Raw genomic sequence first — 18,962 nt, forward strand, 5'->3', positions numbered from 1 at the left:
GATTTCTATGGTATTAATTATTGACTCTAAGTTTTCTTTGAGCGGGTTTATGGGTAAACCGTTTGATTCTCGGACGGATGAGTGGATGATTTTCGTTCGATTCCAAGGGGAGGCAAATCTGGATGTCGTTCGGGCATTGAACAAACCAATGCGACGCCGCTGATCTTCTTCATCTGTGTGTGGGGGTGCGCGCGTGCGGGTGAAGGGGTACAGTTAAGACACACCTCTATGAGGTGCGTGGTTTGAATGGGCGTATTTTACTTTTAGCTCTCGCCCTGAAAACCAGACAGGGACATCAATAATAAGAATAGAGGGTGTGTCTATGAATGCTCCGTACCTGGAATTCGGCTACCCGAGACCAGAACACGACGGTCAGGTATTGGCCGCTTGGGAGAGCGTCCTCAATGGCGCTGAAACACCTGCTTCGGTCTTGCGCTATCCAGTGGGCGACTCCTGGAGGCGCTGCCTGGACAAAAACGTCAACCCTACGCTTCGACACGCGCCGGAACCGGTAAATCGGGCGCAACTCGAGACCATACGCGACAGTCAGGCACGCCTACTGGACGTCAGTACAGAGGCCATGGCGGTGGCCAATCAATTTCTTGCCCAAACCGGAACGATCATTGTATTGGCCGATAGCAGTGGCATGATTATCGAAACAGGCGGTGACCTGCAGACCCTCAAAAGCGCGGAACACATTCATCTGCTTCCTGGCAGTCCGTGGAGCGAAGATATTTGTGGGACTAACGCGATTGGCACCGCGCTGATGCTGCAACGTCCTGTACAGGTACATGCCGGTGAGCATTTTTGTGAAGGAATCCAGCGATGGACTTGTTCTGCCACAGTGATCCGCGACCCGTCTGATGGCCATATTCTTGGGGTACTGAACGTTTCGGGAGAGTCTCAGACCTACAACCGCCATACGCTGGCGCTGGCCGTCAGCACAGCTGAGCGGATTGAATTGGCCTTGGCCAGCCAAAAAGCCGAAACCGGCTATCGGCTGCTGGATGCGTCATTGGATCTGTGGCGGGATAGAGGCGATTGCATCATGTTGTTTGATGAAAAGGGCTTCCTGATAAAGGCAAATACCCATGCCTATGGTGCGTTGGTTGCTCGAGGCGTAGATATCAGTTTCACTCGTGATTTTCGACTGACTTCACTCTGCCTGGATGATAAAGGACGATTGACAGATGTCTTGCCACAGTGGCTGTCAGTCGACTGGCTGCAGCCGGTTGTTGCACAAGGTTTGCGTTTGGGAACATTACTCCGTATTCCTTCTAAATCCCTTGGCCGGCCTGGTGTTGACAGAACGGCCGACCATAGAGAAATGGAAACACTGGTCGGATTTGACCAGATCACCGGCAAGAGTCCGGCGCTGGTCGAAGCTCTTCGCAAAGCCAGACAATTGGCCTGCTCCAATGTACCGATATTGCTGCAGGGAGAAACCGGGGTGGGCAAGGAGGCCTTTGCCCAAGGCATTCATTATTCCGGCGTGGGTAAAAATGGCCCGTTTGTTTCCATCAATTGTGGAAGTCTCTCCAAGGATTTGCTCTCCAGTGAATTATTTGGCTACGCCGAAGGCGCATTTACCGGGGCTCGTCGTGGAGGTATGAAGGGCAAGATAGAAGCGGCAAACGGCGGCACTCTGTTCTTGGATGAAATCGGTGAAATGCCTTTGGACTTGCAAAGTTATCTGCTGCGAGCACTGGAGGAGGGGGAAATATATCGACTGGGCGAGACAGAACCGCGCAAGGTCAACTTTAGATTAGTTGCAGCGACACACCGCGATTTACGTGAGGATGTTACAAATCAACGCTTCCGCGGCGATTTGTTCTATCGGATAGCAGTGACGAGTGTTGGAATTCCCCCGTTGCGTGATCGCAAGGAAGATATTCCAAGGTTGGTAGAGCACCTGCTAACAAGCTTGGCCCATCGACACGGTATTCCAGTACCTTTAGTGGAAGACGAAGTGCTCGGCTATCTAGTTGCTTATTTGTGGCCGGGTAACGTCCGGGAATTACGTAACGTGATTGAGGGCATGTTGCTGATGGGCGGGGAAGTCCTGAGGCGTTCTGATTTGCCTTCCTACGTGCACGAAGTCGCGATTGTGCGCAGCGACAGACCCGTTGGTAACTTGAGGGAAAGCGAATGTCAGGTCATTGCCAGCACAATTGAGCGTTATCGAGGCAATCTTACTCTGGTAGCCAAAGAGCTTGGCATAGCTAAAAGCACTCTTTACTTGCGCATGAAGCGTTATGGAATTAACCGTCAAGCGTAAGGCTACTTTTCCCGCATTAACATCAGGCACAATGGAGCTCAAATCCCCATTGAAACCGGATCCACAATTAACTGATCGCAGCTTCTGCTGTCAACACCGCACTGTTGCTCAAGCGTTTAGTACCGGCGCGTTTAATTCTTTGCGGGGCTATTGCCCAACTCTGCCATCGGAGGGGGCTGTTACCAATTCGACCCCATATCAAGTGATGACGGGGTTCGCTATCGAGGCCAAAGAGTAGCCGTCCCACTTTTCGGAAATGCCTGCAGACAGTGCTGAGAAAGCAGCTCGCTCCGGGCTACTTGGGCTGAACGGCTTTCCGCACTGGCTTTCCAAGCTTTTCGGGTTGTACTCGCGTCTTATCCAAGGTCTGCGTCCGGGCATCACGCCTTGCGTGATTGAACTGGCTGTCATTTATGCTTAAGCATGCTCGATTTCACTCGCCCACTACGTCAGCAGGCGCGTGAGATCATCCTTTAGATCGGCGTAGATGACTTGGTCGGACGCACACAGACAAACACTTGATTCGATCCCTCCATCATTTGGTTATTGCGTCATAGTCAATGATGGATCTACTGCCATTCTCAAATCTAAAGGGATACCCGTCTTTGTCGTCTTCGGAGAACTGTTAATTAATGGCCGATATGCATTTTGAATGCCGAGGGAGTATCGCCAGGAGCGACCGATGGGGGAGAGTTCGTGGAAGCCAAGTGGGACGGTCACGCCTGGGTAATGCTCGAAGGTGTCCTCTGCGACCTGTCGATCTTTCAAAGCGGTTGCGCCACTAAAACGCCAAGCAACCTCAAACTTTTATCAGCCAGCAGTTTAGTAAGGGCAAGGGAGTACGAGCTTGCCGGCAGGAGCGCTCCGCTTGCGTAGGTTACTCAGCGCTTCCAACGTACTTCGTCTTACCAATGATATCCGCCTAATGATGACGGCTGCAGTTGATGCCAGGGAGCGTACTCTCCGATCTGGTTTAAATACACAAAGCAGAACTGCTTCTCGTCAACCTCTTCCAGAAGGGTGAGTACACCGATGATCTCTTTTTCAACTCCAAATCTAAGTCCACCGAGGGAGTCATGGGCGCACGGTATGCGATCAATAGACTATGGGGCAGGAGACCGCCTCCATACATCCTGATTGGGCTATGCAGAGAGATAGTGAGCCAAAGTTTCGCGACCTGTGTTGATAAATTTTTGACATTGTACTGCCGATAACTCGCAGTTCTACGAACTGTCAGACGGTACTGAGAGTACAACTAAATCACGGCTCAGCTTGATGAGTGCTAGGAGAGGTTTTTAGGCGGTAGCGTATTCTAGAATACATGTTCCAAACTACAGCAGTAAGAATTCGAAACGCGAATCATTATTAAAGGTAATCTTTTAAAATTGGCATGCATAACTGAATATATCTATTAGGCACCAGCAGCAAAAAAATAATATTAAATAAAAAAAGTTATTAGCCGATACGCTTTCTGATCAATGGCACGCCTCTAGGTTAACCAGATCTCCCACTATGAAGAGAAAATTCTATGATTTGGTTCCTGAATCTACGCCTTGCGGCAAAGCTGTCGATATCATTTTTGGTATGCGCATTGATAACTGTCGCGATCGGGTTCGTCGGGATGAGCGGTAACTCCAGGTTAGGCGACACAATCGCATCCATATTCGGCAACAATGTAACATCAATTAACAAGGTAAATGAGTCGCTTCAACAAGTAATTTATCACAATAGAGATCTGTACCTGCTGCTGGCACAAAAGGCTGGTAATGCAAGTGAAGCGGAACTCGCAACCACTCAAAAAGCATTATCTGATCGTAAGCGTGCGGTAGAGAGTTCATTCGCAATTTATCGTAGCACCCCTCTACGTGAAGACGAAAAAGTGCTGGGTGATAAATTTGAAACTGATTGGCCTTCCTACATAAAGGCGGCCGAGCAGTTCTCCAATACCTTGAACTCGGGGGATTTGCCAGGAGCGAGGTCGCTTCTGACAGGAGATGTAAGTAGTAAGTACGGTTTCGCTGAAAAGGAAATGCTGGGGATCATAGCATCTAATATTGATCAAGCAGACGATATGAAACGTGAGAGTGACGTACTCATTCAGAGCTCTAAGCTCACGTTGATTGCGGGCATGGTGATTGCTTTCGTTCTGGCAATGGGCTTGGGTCTTCTAATCACACGCCTTATTACGCGCCCCCTGTCTTACGCAGTAGCGGCTGCAGAGCTCATTGCCGCCGGTGATCTTACACAACGTATCGACGCAGGTAGCCAAGACGAAACCGGTCAGTTGCTTTCCTCCTTGGGTGGAATGCAGGCTAGCCTTAGAAATACAATCCAAAATATATCGAGTGCTTCAGATCGGCTTGCATCGGCAGCAGAAGAGCTAAGCGTCGTGACGGACGAAAGCACACGAGGCCTCACTCAGCAGAACAGCGAAATCGAGCAGGCAGCCACTGCTGTCAACGAGATGACAGCAGCTGTCGATGAAGTCGCTCGCAACGCTGTTACTACAGCAGAAATATCGCAACGCACGAATCAAGATGCCATGGCTGGTAAGAGCAAGGTTGGAGAGGCAGTTCTAGCAATTGAAGACATGGTTGGCGAAATAAATTCGTCTAGCTCGCAAGTTCAAGAGTTGGCTCATCAGACAAAAGAGATTAGCAAGGTACTTGAGGTGATTCGGTCGATTGCTGACCAAACCAATCTGCTGGCCTTGAATGCCGCCATTGAAGCGGCTCGAGCTGGGGAGCAAGGTCGCGGCTTTGCGGTGGTGGCTGACGAGGTGAGAGCCTTGGCTCATCGCACCCAGTCCTCCACTGTCGAAATTGAGGGGATGATTAATAGCGCGCAAACAAGCGCTACCTCAGTAGTACAAACCATGAGTAAGAGTCAGCGCCAGGCAGATAACACACGTCAGTTGGCGCAGGCTGCAGGCGTTGCGCTGGAATCGATCACTGAAGGCGTCGCTGCAATTACAGAGCGGAATCTGGTGATCGCAAGCGCCTCGGAAGAACAGGCACAGGTTGCTCGTGAGGTAGATCGTAATCTCGTGAACATTCAAAGCTTATCAGCTCAAACTGCTACAGGAGCACATCAGACCAATGCTTCGAGCCACGAACTATCGAGGCTTGCAGTGTCCTTCAATCAGCTGGTAGCCCAATTTAAGCTTTAGATCCGGATGAAAAGTACGTTTTACTGGCGCGCCTTTTAACTTACGTTACGCAGCACGATGCCCCGGTAAAGCCCATCAGACCGGATTCTTTGGCGTGGCATTGGGCTCTCCGGTCTGGAGAACGCTCCCTGCCAATTGCTCGTACAACTCATGCACCATTCTTGAGCTCACGGCCTTGGCAATCAAGGCTAGCGCGATGAGGCTGATCACCATAATGTGACTTTAAATCATCTCCATCACAATAGTGGCGGAGATGATTGGAGACTGAGTGACCGCAGCCAGAAAACCCATCACACAGAGTGCGATAGTTGGCTGCGCGGCCAGTTGGAACAGCTCTGCGGCATCCGCGCCGACAGCGGCTCCTACCGCCAGTGAAGGGGCAAAAATCCCGCCAGGGATACCCAAAAATATGTCACTACGGTCGCCAAGAAACGCGTAATTGGTGCGTGCCAGGGCAGGACAACACCGGATGCGATGACCTGGGAGGTAATGCCGTAGCAACTACCGAATTACATTCTGCCACTTCGCTATGGACGATATCGATCACTTCAAACAGATCAACGACAGGTATGGCCATCTGGCGGGAGATGCCACAAAAAATCAGTGTGCGCGACAACTGGCCCCACAAAACAACCTGTGATGCCTTTTCCCCCTGCGCGATCAATTGCGCTGTGTTCACCTTTGATCTTCTCACACTCTCAGCACTCTATTGTTAAGTATCAACCGCACGCATGCTAATTGGTTCATTCGTGAGGTGGATACACGAGCAGCTTTCTAAACATTGATACTTCTGCTTCATTCGAGTGTCTATTCTGTAGTAACGTGACTATATTAATCCCTCAGGAAATTCCCATGTCCAAACTAGCAGAATTCCGCCAGCTTGAGAAACACCTCGCCGAGCAACTCCAAGCTCTCGAAGCTCTTAAGGGCGACGCCGGTCTCAAAAAAGAAATTGAATTTGAAACGAAGCTTCACGATTTGCTCGCAAAATATGGCTACAGCCTGAAAGATGTGATCAACCTGCTTGATCCACAGGCTAGTCATCGCGCTCCAGTTCCTGCGCCAAAAACCGGCACACGTAAAGCCCGCAAGGTGAAGGTTTATAAGAACCCACACACCGGTGAAACCATTGAGACGAAAGGCGGTAACCACAGAGGCTTGAAACAGTGGAAAAGTGATCACGGCGCTGCGACAGTAGAGTCTTGGCTCGTCAAGTAATCTCTGGTGAGTACAAAGGGCCTATTGATGGCCCTTTTTTTGGCTCAACTTTTGGTGCGCCGGCAGCGCTCCGGCAATAACGAACCTCCTTCCATCAGCGCGCCCATTTCTTCCTCCAAGTAAAGGGAAGGCCGCAGGTAAAGCAGGTTTTACTGGAAGCTGCTCGCCTTCAACTGGCTTACTGGTACCCCCATGGCGATGCCCGTTGGCTTTGCGACTTCCCTCGTTGCATCCGACTGCCGTAGCCGCGCAGAAACGCCCCAGGCAACTCGCGAGGCCCACTGCAGAGCATACGCAACATTTTGATAGCAGTACGCTATCATGTCGGTGCGTATTACTAACTAGATGACCTTTCTCAGTCTACGTATCGTCAAGGCATCAAGCGTGATGGGCTGGTAGCACCGTTCGCGTCTTCCAAATCAACAGAGGCCTGTACAGGTCATGTTTCCGAGATATATATGAAGAAAACGCTTTCGTTGGCCACACGCATAGGGCTTAGTTTCGCGGCCATCCTGGCGCTGCTCATATTGATAACCTCCATTGGCATTCACCGCGTTGCGTTCATTGACTCCACCTTGGGCGACGTAAGCGAAAAAGCCTCAAAAGTGCAGCGCTATGCAATTAATTTCCGAGGCAGTGTCCATAACCGCGCCATCGCTATTCGGGATGCGGTGCTGGTGAAGACTGATACAGATTTGGCAAAACACCTATCGGAGGTCACAGCCTTGGAAAAGGCCTACTCCGATTCGGCGGCTCCAATGGATCAGTTGTTCAAGGACGCAAGCGTAACAGTCGAGGAGGTTCGATTACTGAACGCTATCAAGGACATCGAACAACAAACCCTTAACTCCACCAGGGTGGTAATCTCCCTGCGCCAAGCGGGTGACATACCAGGAGCCCAGGCGCTGCTGATGCGTCAAACGTCTTTGGATTACAGTGAGTGGCTGAAACGCGTCAATGCGCTGATCGACTACGAGGAAGTATCAATCAAGGCAAAGCTGGGAGCAGTGCAGGCAACCGCTAGCCAGTTCAGTACGCTGATGCTTATCGCGACAGGTATTGCTTTGCTGCTGAGCATCACGTTGTCGGCTGTAATTATTCGCTTCGTTAAATCCACGCTGGGTGCCGAGCCCACAGATGTTGCATTGGCCATCGAGCGACTGGCAGCTGGTGATCTGAATCAGACGATTTCCACAGATTATCCCGGCAGTGTGATGGGCGTCCTGAAAGACGCGCTAGGACATCTCGGAGAGACTATTCAGCAAGTACGTAAGGCGGCCCAAGAGGTCAATCACTCGTCCACCCAGTTGTCTGCCGCATCATCGGCTAACAATGAGCAGACCAGCTTACAAACCCGCGAAGCGGAGCAGGTAGCCGCGGCCATGATGCAAATGGCCGCGACGGTTAATGAGGTATCTGGATATGCCGCGCAGGCAGCTGATGCCTCCCGGTTGGCTGATACTGAAGTGGGAAGTGGGAACAAATTGGTTGCAAGCACCACGCTTGCCATTGAACAGTTGGCAGTAACTCTCGAGCAAACCACTGCTACCGTGAACCAGGTGTCCAAACACAGTGAAAATATCGCGTCAGTGATCGACGTAATCAACTCTATCGCCTCACAAACCAATTTGCTTGCCTTGAACGCTGCCATTGAGGCAGCGAGAGCTGGAGAGCACGGGCGTGGGTTTGCGGTGGTAGCTGACGAAGTGCGTTCTTTGGCCAATCGTACACAGCAGTCGACCGAGGAAATTCGGGAGATGATCAGTACGCTTCAATGGGGTACCGAAACGGCATCCCAAACTATGCGCGATAGTTGCGAGCTAGCGAGCCAAACGGTCACACAAACCCGCAGCGCGCAGAATGCATTGGCAAGGATCAGCGAGCAGGTTGCCGCAATCAGTCATATGAACGCCCAGATCGCGAGCGCCTCCGTGCAGCAGAGTAGCGTGACCGATGAGGTTGCTGAAAATATTAACCGCATTCATGGCTCGACTGTTGAGTCTGCCAACGGCGCGCGCCAAGTGGCGGCAGCTAGCATCGAGCTATCAGGTTTGGCGGATAGTCTTACCGCTAAAGTGGCGTTCTTCTCTGCGGCTTAGTGGATTCAGGACAGCTTTTCACAGCCGCACTGACGTTTATGTTCGACTGCTGGGCTACTCATCAGGATGTTTCGACAAGAAGTAATAAATATCCCATCAAACCCCATAGCGCTTGTTTCCCCCTGAGGTAATGCAGTATCTACCGCCCCTAGGCCCTATACAAACGGTGCCGGACGAACAAGGGCAGGAGGATCCATGACTCGGCGCTTGCCGAGGAACAGGCAGAGGAGCAGGTCTCGCCTGACGGACTGGTTCCGGTTTGGTAGCGGCGTAGCAGTTCGCCCCGTCGCACAGGCTTTTGGACGATAACCATTTAGCTGGCTGGCCATCCAAGCTGACGCGAACCCAGCCATTCTTCTTTTCGTATACCTGTACCTTCTCCCCGCGTTTCAGGGTGGAGATGACCTTGCCACCAGGCTGATTACGCAAATTCAATTTATCAGCGTTTACGAACTGATCGACTGCTGGAGGTCGTGCTGGCCGGGTTGCTGGTAATGGGGCAGAGACTGGCATGCTCGGCGTGGCCTGTTGGTTAAGCGGGGCGAGAACTGGATGCGAGTCTTTTTTTCCCATTGCCCAAAGGACAGCGCAGAGAATCAGAAGCGGGATAAACAAAGACTGAGCTTTTTTGCGCATATCCTTTGCCCTCGTTCAGCTCGCTCCAGGCGGCTGCTTTCCAAAGTGCGGTAGTGACGTTACTTCGAGCTTAGCCAAACCTCCACTTTGTGCAGCCTGCAAACTTTGAAGAGCTTCGGCTTTGCCGCTTCTAGGATCTTGAGTAGTCGTTGTTTCTCTGACGGGGAAGGAAATCAGTCATCAATCTCGACATTGCAGTGAGCAGAGTCGCTAAGTGCCCATTTCACGATCATGTCCGCAGCAGCCCTGTAGTGATCAGCCATGTACTGCCGCCGTCCCTCAACAGCACAGCCACGGTCAGCTAGCTGATCGGTGACGTCGGCGATCCCCAGGTCTCCAAAGTATCCGGTGGTGTTAGGATAATGAATGCCTGCCAGTGAAACCTTGGCCACACCTGATTCTCGCTCAAAATACGACAGAAAATGCCATCCACCCGTGGTGCTCCCTGCGTGCGGAAAATTGATCGCAGCTTTTCCAGTGATGTAGTGCTCGTGTGAGACACGTTTGAGATCAAAATGAAATAGCGGCGGGATCATGGGAGCTTGCTGAGACGCGCAAAGCCCTGTTTTATGTGGCCCGCGTTCTCGCCGATTGCCTCCAGAGCGCCCCGGACGTTATCTCCTACGTCCGCATGACCGTGCGCTTCTACGTTGAGGGTCAACTCCATTATTGCTGCCTCCAAGACGAGCTGGTTTGATACATCCTTTCCAGCACATCCGGCAGCGAGTATTCCTTTGGCATTGACATGTTCTCCTTAGGGGACGCTCAGCATAGCGCAGCACAAGAAATGGTAGGTGTCTTGCGGATGAATCCAGAGGTTCATCAACTTTGAACTAATCATTGAGCGCATCTCCCTAACTCTGTGCAGGTTGCCTCAAGCCCAAACTTCTCCTGGGCTACCCAATTACAGACGAAGTTTTTGTTAATCATGAAGAGCGAACAGGTCGAAGGTGTTGTAGAGAAGGTTGCAGGCAAAGCTCAGAGCGCCGTAGGCAAAATGCTGGGTGATTCAAAGATTGAAGCTGAAGGTGCTGGACGCCAAGCTGCAGGTCAGCTGACACAAACCTACGGCGATGCACTGGACAGCGTGTCTACGTTCGTCAAAGAGAAGCCAGTTGCTGCACTGGCAATCGGTGCTGTTGCTCTACTCGTGCTCAAGAGGTTGCTGAGTCGCTGAACATCAGTAACTTGAGTTAAGTTTCCCTCGTACTCTCTGGCGTTCCGTAGCTAGGAGTACGAGGGCGTTAAGTCTACGGCCTTTCGAGCTGTCATCAGCTCCCTTTATGAACTCATCGCTAGCAGCCATTACCATCAAAAACCGGTCACCTGCGTAGTTCTTTTGTCGCTTAGTGAAAGCCCTGAATACACTCAATCTTTCACTTAGATCGAACTGAGGGGTCAGAGGTTGCGAGCCCGATTCGCCAAAGTGATTACGTTCGCCAATCGCAATGGCCTAACCTCAGCCTAAATAGCCTATTCATTAGATTTGATCCTCGACGAGAACGTCGGATGACGGATCGGGTTTTTAGGGGAATTCCCTCATTGCGAGCTCTACGTCGCGCTACTAGGATTGAATTCAATATTTGGCCCAATCGAGGAAAGACCATGGCTACATCGCAGAGTGACGACAAACGCCCAGCGCCAGATCATGCAGAGGACAACGCCTTTTTCCCATCGCCATATTCGCTAAGCCAGTTCACTTCCCCGAAATCTGATCTCAGTGGTGCTGACTATCCCAACGCTTACAAAGGTGGGCGATGGAAGATCCTACTGATTGGCGCGGATGAGCGATATTTGCTGACAGACAACGGCACGATGTTTTCCACGGGCAACCATCCTGTTGAAACCTTGCTGCCTATGTATCACCTCGATAAAGCAGGCTTTGCTTTCGATGTCGCGACGCTGTCTGGCAACCCGGTGAAATTTGAGTTTTGGGCCATGCCTTCAGAAGATACTGAGGTGAAGGATTTCTACGCTAAATACCGCGAGCAGTTCAAAAGCCCTCTGAAGCTGGCTGACGTGATAGAAACAGCGTTGGGTGATGACTCGGACTACATAGGCGTCTTTATACCTGGTGGTCACGGGGCTCTGATTGGGTTGCCGGAAAGCACTGAAGTGAAACGTGTCCTGCAATGGGCCGTCGCTAACGACAAGTTCGTGATTTCCCTATGTCACGGCCCAGCAGCGCTGCTAGCGGCGGGCCTTGGGGAGTCTAAGTCCTCCTATATTTTCAACGGCTACAAGATGTGCGCTTTTCCCGACTCTCTTGACGCGAAGACACCTGAAATCGGCTACATGCCTGGCCATTTGACCTGGAAGTTTGGCGAGCAGTTAAAGGCGCTGGGGGTCGAGATTATCAATGAGGGGATTTCCGGGGCTATTTTCAAAGACCGAAAATTGCTAACCGGTGACAGCCCTCTGGCGGGGAATAACTTGGGTAAATTAGCGGCGGGCGCTCTTCTGAAGGAGGTTGAACCGACTTGAATAACGCGCTTGTAGAGGCAACGTTGCTCGCCGCTCTCGAAATTGAAGCGGCGCGCGATCTCGGCACAATCCAATATGTCGTCCGTCGGATTGCTAGGCCCTATGGGTATGATCGTTTTGTACTCTTTTCGGCTTCTTCCGCAAGCGAAGAGGTTGTCGAACGCCTTTATTGGGTCGAGGGGGATTGGTTTGGCGAAGGCCAAGGGGTTGATGCTGAGACGTACGTAAGACGCTGCCCGGTTACTCGTCATATTCTGAGTGCTCGTGAAGCCTTTTTCTGGAAGAAACAGCACCTGCATGGCGAAGACTGCTATCAGGTCATACGCTCACCTAGCGGGCCGGGTCTACAGGGATTGCAGGTTCCCGTATTCGGGCCGTTGGGGCTTGAAGGTGCCATGAGCTTTGGCGGTGAAGGGATAAATGGATCGGCGCGAGTACGGCTTGGATTAAGTATCGTCGCTACGGCGGCTTTTTTCTCCGCTCGACGTTTACTCGAGGCACCAGTGGGTGAGGTGGTTAACAGCCTTTCACGGCGAGAGCGTGAGGTTCTGGCTTGGATATCGGCAGGACGCCGGCAAGCGGATATAGCTGCAACTCTTGGCTTGTCTGAGCGTACTGTTGAGAATCACCTGCGCTTGGCCCGCCGACGTCTTGGAGTCGCAACAACTGCACAAGCGGTCAGGTTAGCGATTCGAACAGGTCAAATCGAAGGTTAAGACCGGAACCGTAGGCGGCGAATATCCTGTGTTGTCTCAATCACGATAAAATGTTGACCCGGCAATCCTGGTGGAAAAGTGAAGTGCGATCATTGGCAAGCGGAGCGCGCTGGCGGGAGGATGAAAGCCCGCAGGGCTAAGACTCGGGAGCTCGAGGCTTGGTTAACGACAGTCGCCCTCGTAGAGGCCCGCTCGACCTTGGCTCCCTAGAGCGCCTTTAGGAGACGCTCAAGCGCCTGATGTTCCCATGTACTGAGCAACGCTATGGGATCTGTTCCAAATCGATCCCCTGCGTCAAAAGACCACCGCCGTCCTTCCGGACTCACGCATTCTTCGCAGTAGTCGAGAGTGTCACAGTCGTTGTAGATCGATATCCGCCAACCCTCGACGCTCACCAAGAAATGGCCCGCATAAATCTCATCCCAAGACGCCTGACTCACCTTGGTAATCGTCCGTCGCTCGAAGGTGACCTCTCGCAATACCTGGCATACCTCTCTCGCAGAGAGCTCCGCCGCAGTGCTTTCGCTGATGCTACGTACCTGGGATGAATGCGCTGCCGCTCTGGCCTCTTTCAGCCTTTGCTCAGCGTACATAGCCGGATCATCGTCTGGCGGAGGGTAGCCTGCTGCTGCGAGAGTTTCGGCGCGCTCCTCAATGAGCAGACGTTCGGGATCTCGAGTGACTTGATAAGCTCTGCCCGGCACCCGCCAAGTAGCATCCATTCGTGGCTCCTCAGTGGCTGACCGGCTAACTCTCCAACCGGTTTCGTCGGAATTTTTCGAAAGAAGGCACTCACCACAATTGGGCACGTGGTTCGCGATTTCATACTGACGCCAGTCCACCATAGCTCCGCCATCTATGCTGAGCGGCTTGCGCTCAATCAGCCAGGCTACAGCGTTGATGAACTGGCCATGGGAAAAAGCAATGATGTCGCAGGCATGATGCGCTTCAAGACGCTTTAGGAAAGACCGAGCTCTAGACATGAAATCTAAAAATGACTCAGCGCCGTCACCATCCGTGAAACTAGGATCTGCTTGGGCCCAATAGGCCTCCACCCAACCTTGTCTCTGGGCAACGGTCGTGTTGATACACCGTGCGGGCTCAAGATAGGTAAATTCGTGGATGGGCCAAGTTTCAAATGGAGTGTTAGGGAAGGCAGCTACGGTAACCATAGCGGTTGACTGCGCTCGGGAGAACGGCGATGCGACGATTAGAGCCGGAGGCTGGATGATTGACCGCGCCACCAAGTGAGCCTGCTCGATTCCCCTAAGCGTGATAGGAATGGTCGCGTGATCCAAACTGGCTTCGCCGGCGTTAGCAGCACTCTCTCCGTGTCGCATTAGCCTCACATGCTTCATTAACGAACTACTCGCACAGATTCGGCTATCATTTCTCTTAAATCCCCAAGGTCACTGGTACTAAACCTTCAATCAAGAAGTCTCGATAGCAATCCCTCTATCTGGGTGCCTGCATGCTTGAATTTTAGCTCTTCGAGCTTAGCAGCCCTTCGTTCGCCGGTGAGCAAGCTTAGTCCGTGAAGCGCGTTAAGTAACTTCTGGACTTCGCTAATTTCCGAACGCAAGGTCAGCCAGGTAGTGTTCACTCGACGAGCTAGCTCGTCGGCCTCATGGCTCAAGCGTTGTGACTCAATTAGCTTGTTAGCGTTGGTGGTGGCCTTAAGATGACCTAAAGCCTGCTCAAGTTCGTCCAGTAGCTCGGTAACAGCCTCCGACTGGTCAAGCGACACGGGGCGCCCCTCCACATAAATAGTGTCCGCCTGAACGCAATAGACAGCTAGTGGCCCTTCACCCCCTCCGGTGCAATCCAGTGCAAGAACGTTCCCTAGCCGAACAGGCTCCGGAATCCAGGTGTGCCCCGTGCACACACGCCAGACCCCTTTGACACCTTCTCGATGGTGCTTTTTGATCCGCTCGCGCCCCCATAGCGCGATCTCTTCTAAAGCAGGGATCGATATGTCTCGGGTGAACTCGACCCATGACATCCCGGCAGGGACATCAGCATGAACAACGCCAACCAAACCACGAGGGGACTCTATTTCTATGACTGTGGGAAGGCTCTCGAGCTTCCCAATGACCATCTCTTTCGATTCGTCAGCGATGGTCGACCACCAGCCTGCACCATGAGCTACATAACGAGCGCTGGGGTTTTCCCTGTAAGCGTTGATAAGCATCTGCTCATGGTTACCTTGAACGGTGAAGAACCACGGCTCACCAAGAAGCTTCAGACCGTCGAGGACTCCAGGCCCGCGATCTATGAGATCACCCACCCCAATGACTCGGTCGATAGTTTTGTCGAAGCCTAGCTTCAATAATCCTTTGTAGAGATCAATCGTCTTGAAGTGAATGTCACCGATAACGAAGTCGCGACCGACGTCGTTGCGGGGAAGCCTCAGGACTTTCTGACTCATGCGCGGGTTCCTTCCTCAATGGCCACCTACCAAGTGACCAAACCCGTATTGTCCACCCCGCGACTGCACCTTCCAACAGAAATATGGAGGGATAGGATGACCACAATCCATTGCGCAGTGCTGAGGCATCCCTGGAGTTTCTTCCGTTGATGGAAATAACCAGAGCAAGCGGAGCGCGCAGGCCAGTTAGGCCGCAGGCGCGAGGATGGAAGCCCAAAGAGCCATGATTTGGCGTCAGCCATGGCACGGATTACGACCGCCGACCCGATAGGGCGGGCCATAAACCGCAATTTGCTCAGATTGCAGGATTGCTGATGCTCTGTAGGCTTATTTATTCCAATATTTTTGGACTGTGCTTCTGGCAATGCCGAGCTTTTCAGCGATTGTTTTTCTGTCGAAACCTTGCGCTTTCAGGACTCGAACGTAGTCCGCTTTAAGCGGCTGCTTAGGCTTACCTTGGGAGCGCTTGATAAGCTTTCCATCACTGAATTGCTCCTCTACCAACTGCCACCCTCCGGACATCTCGAATTCCCTGATTCGCAAGGCAGTACGTTGCAAAGCTTCTGAAGGAAGTTCTTCACCCTGCGCAGCAATGGCGAGAGTGACCATAGTCAAAAGGTCGAGGCCTAGGTAGTCAGCGATCTCGTCCAGTTTCTCCAACGTCGCATTCGCTCGGGCCTGCTCAAGCTTCCCGACGTACGTTCTGTGCGTCGCCCCCGCCAACTCTTCGTAATTCAACCCCTGATGAGCACGAGCTCCACGTAACGCCCCTGCCAGTGCTTCTTTCAGATGCATGAGACGGATCCTCAAAAGCGAGGATAGAGCCACGCGGAGCATGTTCCGATAAACAGACCATAGTGATATTATAGTGGCATTAGGTTCGTCAGGCGGTCGTCGATCAAGGCGGCACGTGCCAGGAGCGATGGTTTGATGATGAGAGCGGGCTGGTGCGCAGGCTCGGTGGCCTTGATGCGAGCCCCTCCATAAAGCGTGCATTGAATAGCCTCCGCGTGCCCACCTGCAACCATCATAGAAGGGCTCCTGGCATGAACCGAATGCGGTTTTTTAAGCGAAGGCAGGGATAGGTAGTAATGAAATTTGATTGCGTGAAGTTTTCTGGGAAAGTCGATTACGTCCGGCATACGGATCGTATAAGTGGAGGTTATAAGGCCACTGTCAGTATTGATGGGGCCGTGATACCGAAATTACAGCTGACGAATAAGTTTTACGAAGAACTGGAAGCTGGCGAAAATGTGACGTTGTACGGCGTTTTCAAAAATAAAAGTAAAAAAGAAGAAAACGACGGATTCATATATGGACTTCAGAGAGAGAGTGGCGAAAAAATGTTCGCGACTCACTACAGATATCAAGTTCCTATTTTTATGGCATTTACGGCAGCTATAGCTTTCTGCCTGACGTTCGTTGCAGGCTGGTTTGCGTCAATATTTCCAGTGCTGATGCTCTTTGGCAAAGATGATCCGAATTACATGTATAACACCACTGTATTGGCGACAATTGAAGCGAGTATGGTCGCGGCTTTTTTCCTGTGGCGGGCCTGGCGAATGTTCAGCGTTACTGCGGATCCAGAAAGCTGGGAAACCATTGAGCCAGCGACCCTTTCGAGCCGCTTCAGTAAGTTTTATAAGTAGCAAGGCTGGCGGTGAGTGGGGTACGTGCAACGCTTGCCCCCTCGCTAGAGAGCGCAGTCAGAATCAAGGTTCGCTGCGCCGGACTATCCTTACCGTGCCGTTCAGCAGGGCAAGCGGAGCGCGCAGGCGTGCTGGATGAAAGCCCGTAGGGCCGAGACGTGGCTTGCCACGGCTCGGTTCACGTCAGCCATCCGCCGAAGGCGGCACGCCATAACCACCGCCGAGCTTTGTGAAAAGGAGGCTGAAATGACCTGCGATTTACTCCGCGAACGAGAGAGGACTAGGCGAAGGGTTCTGTGGGCGCTTGCCAGCTTCCACCCCGGTGATTCAAATGCATCCGAACTCCTCACCATCCTTGATGAACTCGACGACCAAGAGCAAAGTGGCACGTCCTGTAGCGATAAGCCACTCGAGCTCATTGAGGTTCGTAATTCAGTCTCAGCGAAGCGTCACAACTCCGGCATCGACATCATTATGGAGCAGGCTATTCCGCAGCCGTGGAGGGAGCGCTTCCATCAGGCAAGCATCGGTTCGACCAGATTGGTTGATGGGTATTACGCTACAGACTGGGATAAATTCCTGGCGGGTTGGGAAGCAGAGATGCGGCACCTGGAGCAGCATAGGGCCGCAAGACATCAATAAAAAAGACTGAGCGGGTGAGGGCATGGGACAAGAGGATGACACGGTGTACTGCGATATCCAGATGCCGCTAGCCCAGGGCCGAGAGCTTCTGGAGTTGGTAAATGCACTGCGAGAATCGAAAGCTCATCCGCATCTCGACAAAGTCTTCGAGCACATGCAAGACGAACTCAGTACGTCCATCGATTTCGTCGAAAACCCACCAACTAGGGACTCGTTTGGGCCGGCGCACCACTGAGCATCGGCACTAGAGCATCAAGGAAGATGGAGGCTAAGGCCAGCGTACTAGCTGAAGCTCCTTGATTCGTATCGCCATCGCAATATCCGAAACCCCAAATTGAACCGAAAGTGGAATCAAATTACGGTTGTTGAACCGGGCACACCTTGCCAGCGAAATCTCTCGATCAAGCGAATCCCTTTCTGCGTTCAGAAGCGACCAAGGATCTGAAGGGTTGAGGTGGTAACAGGTGGTATCGGTGAAGGGGAAGGGGCCCTTCATTTGAAATTGAGCAGCAAAAGCATCCAGTAGAAGTCGGGCTGGTATCAAAAAACACGCCGCAAAGTAATCAGCCTCCCTTTCCTTGGGAGGGCGACTTTGTCCTCGTGCCGATCCGTCCAAAGGCTTATCACGATGCATTACCTCATCTTCATGAAGCACAAAGTGACCGACCTCATGAGCGCCGGTGAACCGGATCACATTTAGTGGGAATTCGGTGGAAACTGCTATGCGTCGAATCGAGCGATTCATTAAACCAGCAGCCTTGAAGCGCTCTCCCTCTCGCCCGAACAGTGGAGAGCCCAGGTCTGGAAGGAGCTGGTAATCAAGTCCTAAAATATGGGCCGCGACCTCAGGTGCCAGCATCTGAAATGGCGTCAGGTGTCGGTTTGGCCATAAGCGTTCTTGATTGTCCCAAATTTCTTTATGAAGACGATGGGCTGCTTGCTGGATGCTTTCACGATTCATAGCTTTGTACACCATATGATGTGCTGCTCTTTCAGCCCAATCACCATATGTAGTGTTGTCAACGACCTGTAATGCCAAGGTGATGTCGGGTTAAAGACATGAGTGGGCTGCCGGTGCTCGTGCGCTGGATACTCCAGCCCAGAACCCATCTCGGTGCTTGTTCTGTTGCGATCCAGACTACCGACTACCCTAGCTCAAGGTTTGCGTACGCAGCCACGCTTCCACTTTTTGCCATCGGCCAACCTTGGAAAGCTGTGACCTTGCTGTATCTAGAATCTCAAGCAGTGGCTGTCTTTCCGCACGAGAGGGGAACCAATCATCAATCTCGACGCTGCAGTGGTTGGACTCGCTCAGTGCCCATCTCACGATCATGTCTGCAGCAGCCCTGTAGTGATCCGCCATGTACAGCTGCCATCCTTCAACAGACCATCCGCGCTTTGCTAGCTCTTCGGTCACGTCAATAATGCCAAGGTCACCAAAGTAGACGGTGGTTTCAGGGTAATGAATGCCTGCCAACGACACCTTGGCCACCCCGGACTCCAGATCAAAATAAGAAAGGAAATGCCATCCACCCGTGGTGCTTCCAAGATGGGGGAAATTGATGGCGGCTTTCCCTGTTATGTAGTGCTGGTGCGAAACGCGTTTGAGGTCAAAGTCGAAAAGCGGCTGAGTCATGAGGGCT

The 18,962-nt window shown here is 52.2% G+C and carries 16 protein-coding genes and 7 pseudogenes; 12 read left to right on the top strand and 11 right to left on the bottom strand.

Annotated features, from left to right (window positions below):
- Nucleotides 1–322: 322 nt before the first annotated feature.
- The 3 genes and pseudogenes from P5706_RS33965 to P5706_RS37350 all read left to right on the top strand — a co-directional run bounded on the left by P5706_RS33965 (nucleotide 323) and on the right by P5706_RS37350 (nucleotide 5,447).
- Nucleotides 323–2,278: a sigma-54-dependent Fis family transcriptional regulator gene (locus P5706_RS33965; RefSeq protein WP_285685043.1), complete on the top strand. Its 1,956-nt coding sequence runs from the start codon at nucleotides 323–325 to the stop codon at nucleotides 2,276–2,278.
- A 1,528-nt stretch (nucleotides 2,279–3,806) separates the two neighbouring features.
- Nucleotides 3,807–4,589: pseudogene (locus tag P5706_RS37345) on the top strand (MCP four helix bundle domain-containing protein); the annotation flags it as partial.
- Nucleotides 4,584–5,447, top strand: coding sequence for a methyl-accepting chemotaxis protein (locus tag P5706_RS37350; RefSeq protein ID WP_371861816.1), 864 nt, complete (start codon nucleotides 4,584–4,586; stop codon nucleotides 5,445–5,447). The pseudogene P5706_RS37345 and the gene P5706_RS37350, both read left to right, overlap by 6 nt.
- 75 nt (nucleotides 5,448–5,522) lie before the next feature.
- Here the strand turns inward: P5706_RS37350 and P5706_RS33975 are convergent.
- Nucleotides 5,523–5,956 (bottom strand): annotated as a pseudogene (locus P5706_RS33975) (chloride channel protein); the annotation flags it as partial.
- A gap of 20 nt (nucleotides 5,957–5,976) precedes the next feature.
- On the opposite strand from P5706_RS33975, the gene P5706_RS33980 reads away from it, so the two are divergent.
- Together P5706_RS33980 and P5706_RS33985 are read left to right on the top strand one after the other, a co-directional pair.
- Entirely contained in the window at nucleotides 5,977–6,087 is a 111-nt protein-coding gene (locus tag P5706_RS33980) for a diguanylate cyclase (RefSeq protein WP_098949317.1), read from the top strand.
- A 212-nt stretch (nucleotides 6,088–6,299) separates the two neighbouring features.
- The gene (locus P5706_RS33985; RefSeq protein ID WP_285685046.1) at nucleotides 6,300–6,665 is read left to right on the top strand and encodes a histone-like nucleoid-structuring protein, MvaT/MvaU family; all 366 of its coding nucleotides are present in this window, start codon (nucleotides 6,300–6,302) and stop codon (nucleotides 6,663–6,665) included.
- 97 nt (nucleotides 6,666–6,762) lie between these two features.
- Here P5706_RS33985 and P5706_RS33990 read toward each other — a convergent pair.
- Nucleotides 6,763–6,822, bottom strand: a pseudogene (locus P5706_RS33990) (DUF2256 domain-containing protein); the annotation flags it as partial.
- Between the two features lie 1,420 nt (nucleotides 6,823–8,242).
- On the opposite strand from P5706_RS33990, the pseudogene P5706_RS37355 reads away from it, so the two are divergent.
- Nucleotides 8,243–8,764: pseudogene (locus P5706_RS37355) on the top strand (methyl-accepting chemotaxis protein); the annotation flags it as partial.
- Between the two features lie 96 nt (nucleotides 8,765–8,860).
- Here the strand turns inward: P5706_RS37355 and P5706_RS34000 are convergent.
- The 3 genes and pseudogenes from P5706_RS34000 to P5706_RS34010 all read right to left on the bottom strand — a co-directional run bounded on the left by P5706_RS34000 (nucleotide 8,861) and on the right by P5706_RS34010 (nucleotide 10,141).
- The gene (locus tag P5706_RS34000; protein WP_352231475.1) at nucleotides 8,861–9,400 is read right to left on the bottom strand and encodes an SH3 domain-containing protein; all 540 of its coding nucleotides are present in this window, start codon (nucleotides 9,398–9,400) and stop codon (nucleotides 8,861–8,863) included.
- Nucleotides 9,401–9,459: 59 nt separating this feature from the next.
- Nucleotides 9,460–9,936, bottom strand: a pseudogene (locus P5706_RS34005) (hypothetical protein).
- Nucleotides 9,933–10,141 (bottom strand): annotated as a pseudogene (locus P5706_RS34010) (hypothetical protein). Before P5706_RS34010 ends, P5706_RS34005 begins: the two co-directional pseudogenes overlap by 4 nt.
- 187 nt (nucleotides 10,142–10,328) lie before the next feature.
- On the opposite strand from P5706_RS34010, the gene P5706_RS34015 reads away from it, so the two are divergent.
- The 3 genes from P5706_RS34015 (at nucleotide 10,329) to P5706_RS34025 (ending at nucleotide 12,600) form a co-directional block, all read left to right on the top strand.
- Complete coding sequence (locus P5706_RS34015; RefSeq protein WP_098949312.1) at nucleotides 10,329–10,577, top strand: CsbD family protein; 249 nt, start codon at nucleotides 10,329–10,331, stop codon at nucleotides 10,575–10,577.
- A gap of 428 nt (nucleotides 10,578–11,005) precedes the next feature.
- Entirely contained in the window at nucleotides 11,006–11,884 is an 879-nt protein-coding gene (gene hchA / locus P5706_RS34020) for a glyoxalase III HchA (RefSeq protein WP_285685050.1), read from the top strand.
- Nucleotides 11,881–12,600: a PA1136 family autoinducer-binding transcriptional regulator gene (locus P5706_RS34025; RefSeq protein ID WP_285685053.1), complete on the top strand. Its 720-nt coding sequence runs from the start codon at nucleotides 11,881–11,883 to the stop codon at nucleotides 12,598–12,600. The genes hchA and P5706_RS34025 overlap by 4 nt, the downstream gene beginning before the upstream one ends.
- 206 nt (nucleotides 12,601–12,806) lie before the next feature.
- Here the strand turns inward: P5706_RS34025 and P5706_RS37360 are convergent, their stop codons facing one another.
- The 4 genes and pseudogenes from P5706_RS37360 to P5706_RS34040 form a co-directional block, all read right to left on the bottom strand.
- Nucleotides 12,807–13,130 (bottom strand): DUF7693 family protein, encoded by a 324-nt coding sequence (locus tag P5706_RS37360; protein ID WP_502945542.1) that lies wholly within the window; start codon nucleotides 13,128–13,130, stop codon nucleotides 12,807–12,809.
- A gap of 219 nt (nucleotides 13,131–13,349) precedes the next feature.
- Nucleotides 13,350–13,958 (bottom strand): annotated as a pseudogene (locus P5706_RS34030) (histidine phosphatase family protein); the annotation flags it as partial.
- Nucleotides 13,959–14,026: 68 nt separating this feature from the next.
- Complete coding sequence (locus P5706_RS34035; protein ID WP_285685055.1) at nucleotides 14,027–15,028, bottom strand: metallophosphoesterase; 1,002 nt, start codon at nucleotides 15,026–15,028, stop codon at nucleotides 14,027–14,029.
- A gap of 327 nt (nucleotides 15,029–15,355) precedes the next feature.
- Nucleotides 15,356–15,823, bottom strand: coding sequence for a transcriptional regulator (locus tag P5706_RS34040; RefSeq protein WP_285685058.1), 468 nt, complete (start codon nucleotides 15,821–15,823; stop codon nucleotides 15,356–15,358).
- 296 nt (nucleotides 15,824–16,119) lie between these two features.
- Between P5706_RS34040 and P5706_RS34045 the strand changes: the two genes are divergently transcribed.
- The 3 genes from P5706_RS34045 to P5706_RS34055 all read left to right on the top strand — a co-directional run bounded on the left by P5706_RS34045 (nucleotide 16,120) and on the right by P5706_RS34055 (nucleotide 17,554).
- Entirely contained in the window at nucleotides 16,120–16,677 is a 558-nt protein-coding gene (locus tag P5706_RS34045; protein ID WP_285685060.1) for a hypothetical protein, read from the top strand.
- A gap of 246 nt (nucleotides 16,678–16,923) precedes the next feature.
- Nucleotides 16,924–17,319: a hypothetical protein gene (locus tag P5706_RS34050; protein ID WP_285685062.1), complete on the top strand. Its 396-nt coding sequence runs from the start codon at nucleotides 16,924–16,926 to the stop codon at nucleotides 17,317–17,319.
- 22 nt (nucleotides 17,320–17,341) lie between these two features.
- On the top strand, nucleotides 17,342–17,554 hold the full coding sequence (locus tag P5706_RS34055; protein ID WP_285685064.1) for a hypothetical protein: 213 nt from the start codon (nucleotides 17,342–17,344) through the stop codon (nucleotides 17,552–17,554).
- A gap of 33 nt (nucleotides 17,555–17,587) precedes the next feature.
- On the opposite strand, the gene P5706_RS34060 is transcribed toward P5706_RS34055, so the two are convergent.
- Nucleotides 17,588–18,280 (bottom strand): ImmA/IrrE family metallo-endopeptidase, encoded by a 693-nt coding sequence (locus tag P5706_RS34060; RefSeq protein WP_169895438.1) that lies wholly within the window; start codon nucleotides 18,278–18,280, stop codon nucleotides 17,588–17,590.
- A 189-nt stretch (nucleotides 18,281–18,469) separates the two neighbouring features.
- Complete coding sequence (locus tag P5706_RS34065) at nucleotides 18,470–18,955, bottom strand: hypothetical protein (protein ID WP_285685070.1); 486 nt, start codon at nucleotides 18,953–18,955, stop codon at nucleotides 18,470–18,472.
- Between the last annotated feature and the right edge of the window lie 7 nt (nucleotides 18,956–18,962).

Source organism: Pseudomonas sp. ChxA (assembly GCF_030263855.1).
Classification (GTDB): Bacteria; Pseudomonadota; Gammaproteobacteria; order Pseudomonadales; family Pseudomonadaceae; genus Aquipseudomonas; species Aquipseudomonas fluorescens_CB.

What these genes read in the sequence shown, in the direction of transcription:
- P5706_RS34060 (WP_169895438.1), bottom strand. Translation starts at nt 18,280, where the DNA reads ATGAATCGTGAAAGCATCCAGCAAGCAGCCCATCGTCTTCATAAAGAA.
- P5706_RS34065 (WP_285685070.1), bottom strand. Translation starts at nt 18,955, where the DNA reads ATGACTCAGCCGCTTTTCGACTTTGACCTCAAACGCGTTTCGCACCAG.
- P5706_RS34000 (WP_352231475.1), bottom strand. Translation starts at nt 9,400, where the DNA reads ATGCGCAAAAAAGCTCAGTCTTTGTTTATCCCGCTTCTGATTCTCTGC.
- P5706_RS37350 (WP_371861816.1), top strand. Translation starts at nt 4,584, where the DNA reads ATGCAGGCTAGCCTTAGAAATACAATCCAAAATATATCGAGTGCTTCA.
- P5706_RS34045 (WP_285685060.1), top strand. Translation starts at nt 16,120, where the DNA reads ATGAAATTTGATTGCGTGAAGTTTTCTGGGAAAGTCGATTACGTCCGG.
- P5706_RS33965 (WP_285685043.1), top strand. Translation starts at nt 323, where the DNA reads ATGAATGCTCCGTACCTGGAATTCGGCTACCCGAGACCAGAACACGAC.
- P5706_RS34055 (WP_285685064.1), top strand. Translation starts at nt 17,342, where the DNA reads ATGGGACAAGAGGATGACACGGTGTACTGCGATATCCAGATGCCGCTA.
- P5706_RS34035 (WP_285685055.1), bottom strand. Translation starts at nt 15,028, where the DNA reads ATGAGTCAGAAAGTCCTGAGGCTTCCCCGCAACGACGTCGGTCGCGAC.
- P5706_RS34015 (WP_098949312.1), top strand. Translation starts at nt 10,329, where the DNA reads ATGAAGAGCGAACAGGTCGAAGGTGTTGTAGAGAAGGTTGCAGGCAAA.
- P5706_RS33985 (WP_285685046.1), top strand. Translation starts at nt 6,300, where the DNA reads ATGTCCAAACTAGCAGAATTCCGCCAGCTTGAGAAACACCTCGCCGAG.
- P5706_RS34050 (WP_285685062.1), top strand. Translation starts at nt 16,924, where the DNA reads ATGACCTGCGATTTACTCCGCGAACGAGAGAGGACTAGGCGAAGGGTT.
- hchA (WP_285685050.1), top strand. Translation starts at nt 11,006, where the DNA reads ATGGCTACATCGCAGAGTGACGACAAACGCCCAGCGCCAGATCATGCA.
- P5706_RS33980 (WP_098949317.1), top strand. Translation starts at nt 5,977, where the DNA reads ATGGACGATATCGATCACTTCAAACAGATCAACGACAGGTATGGCCAT.
- P5706_RS34040 (WP_285685058.1), bottom strand. Translation starts at nt 15,823, where the DNA reads ATGCATCTGAAAGAAGCACTGGCAGGGGCGTTACGTGGAGCTCGTGCT.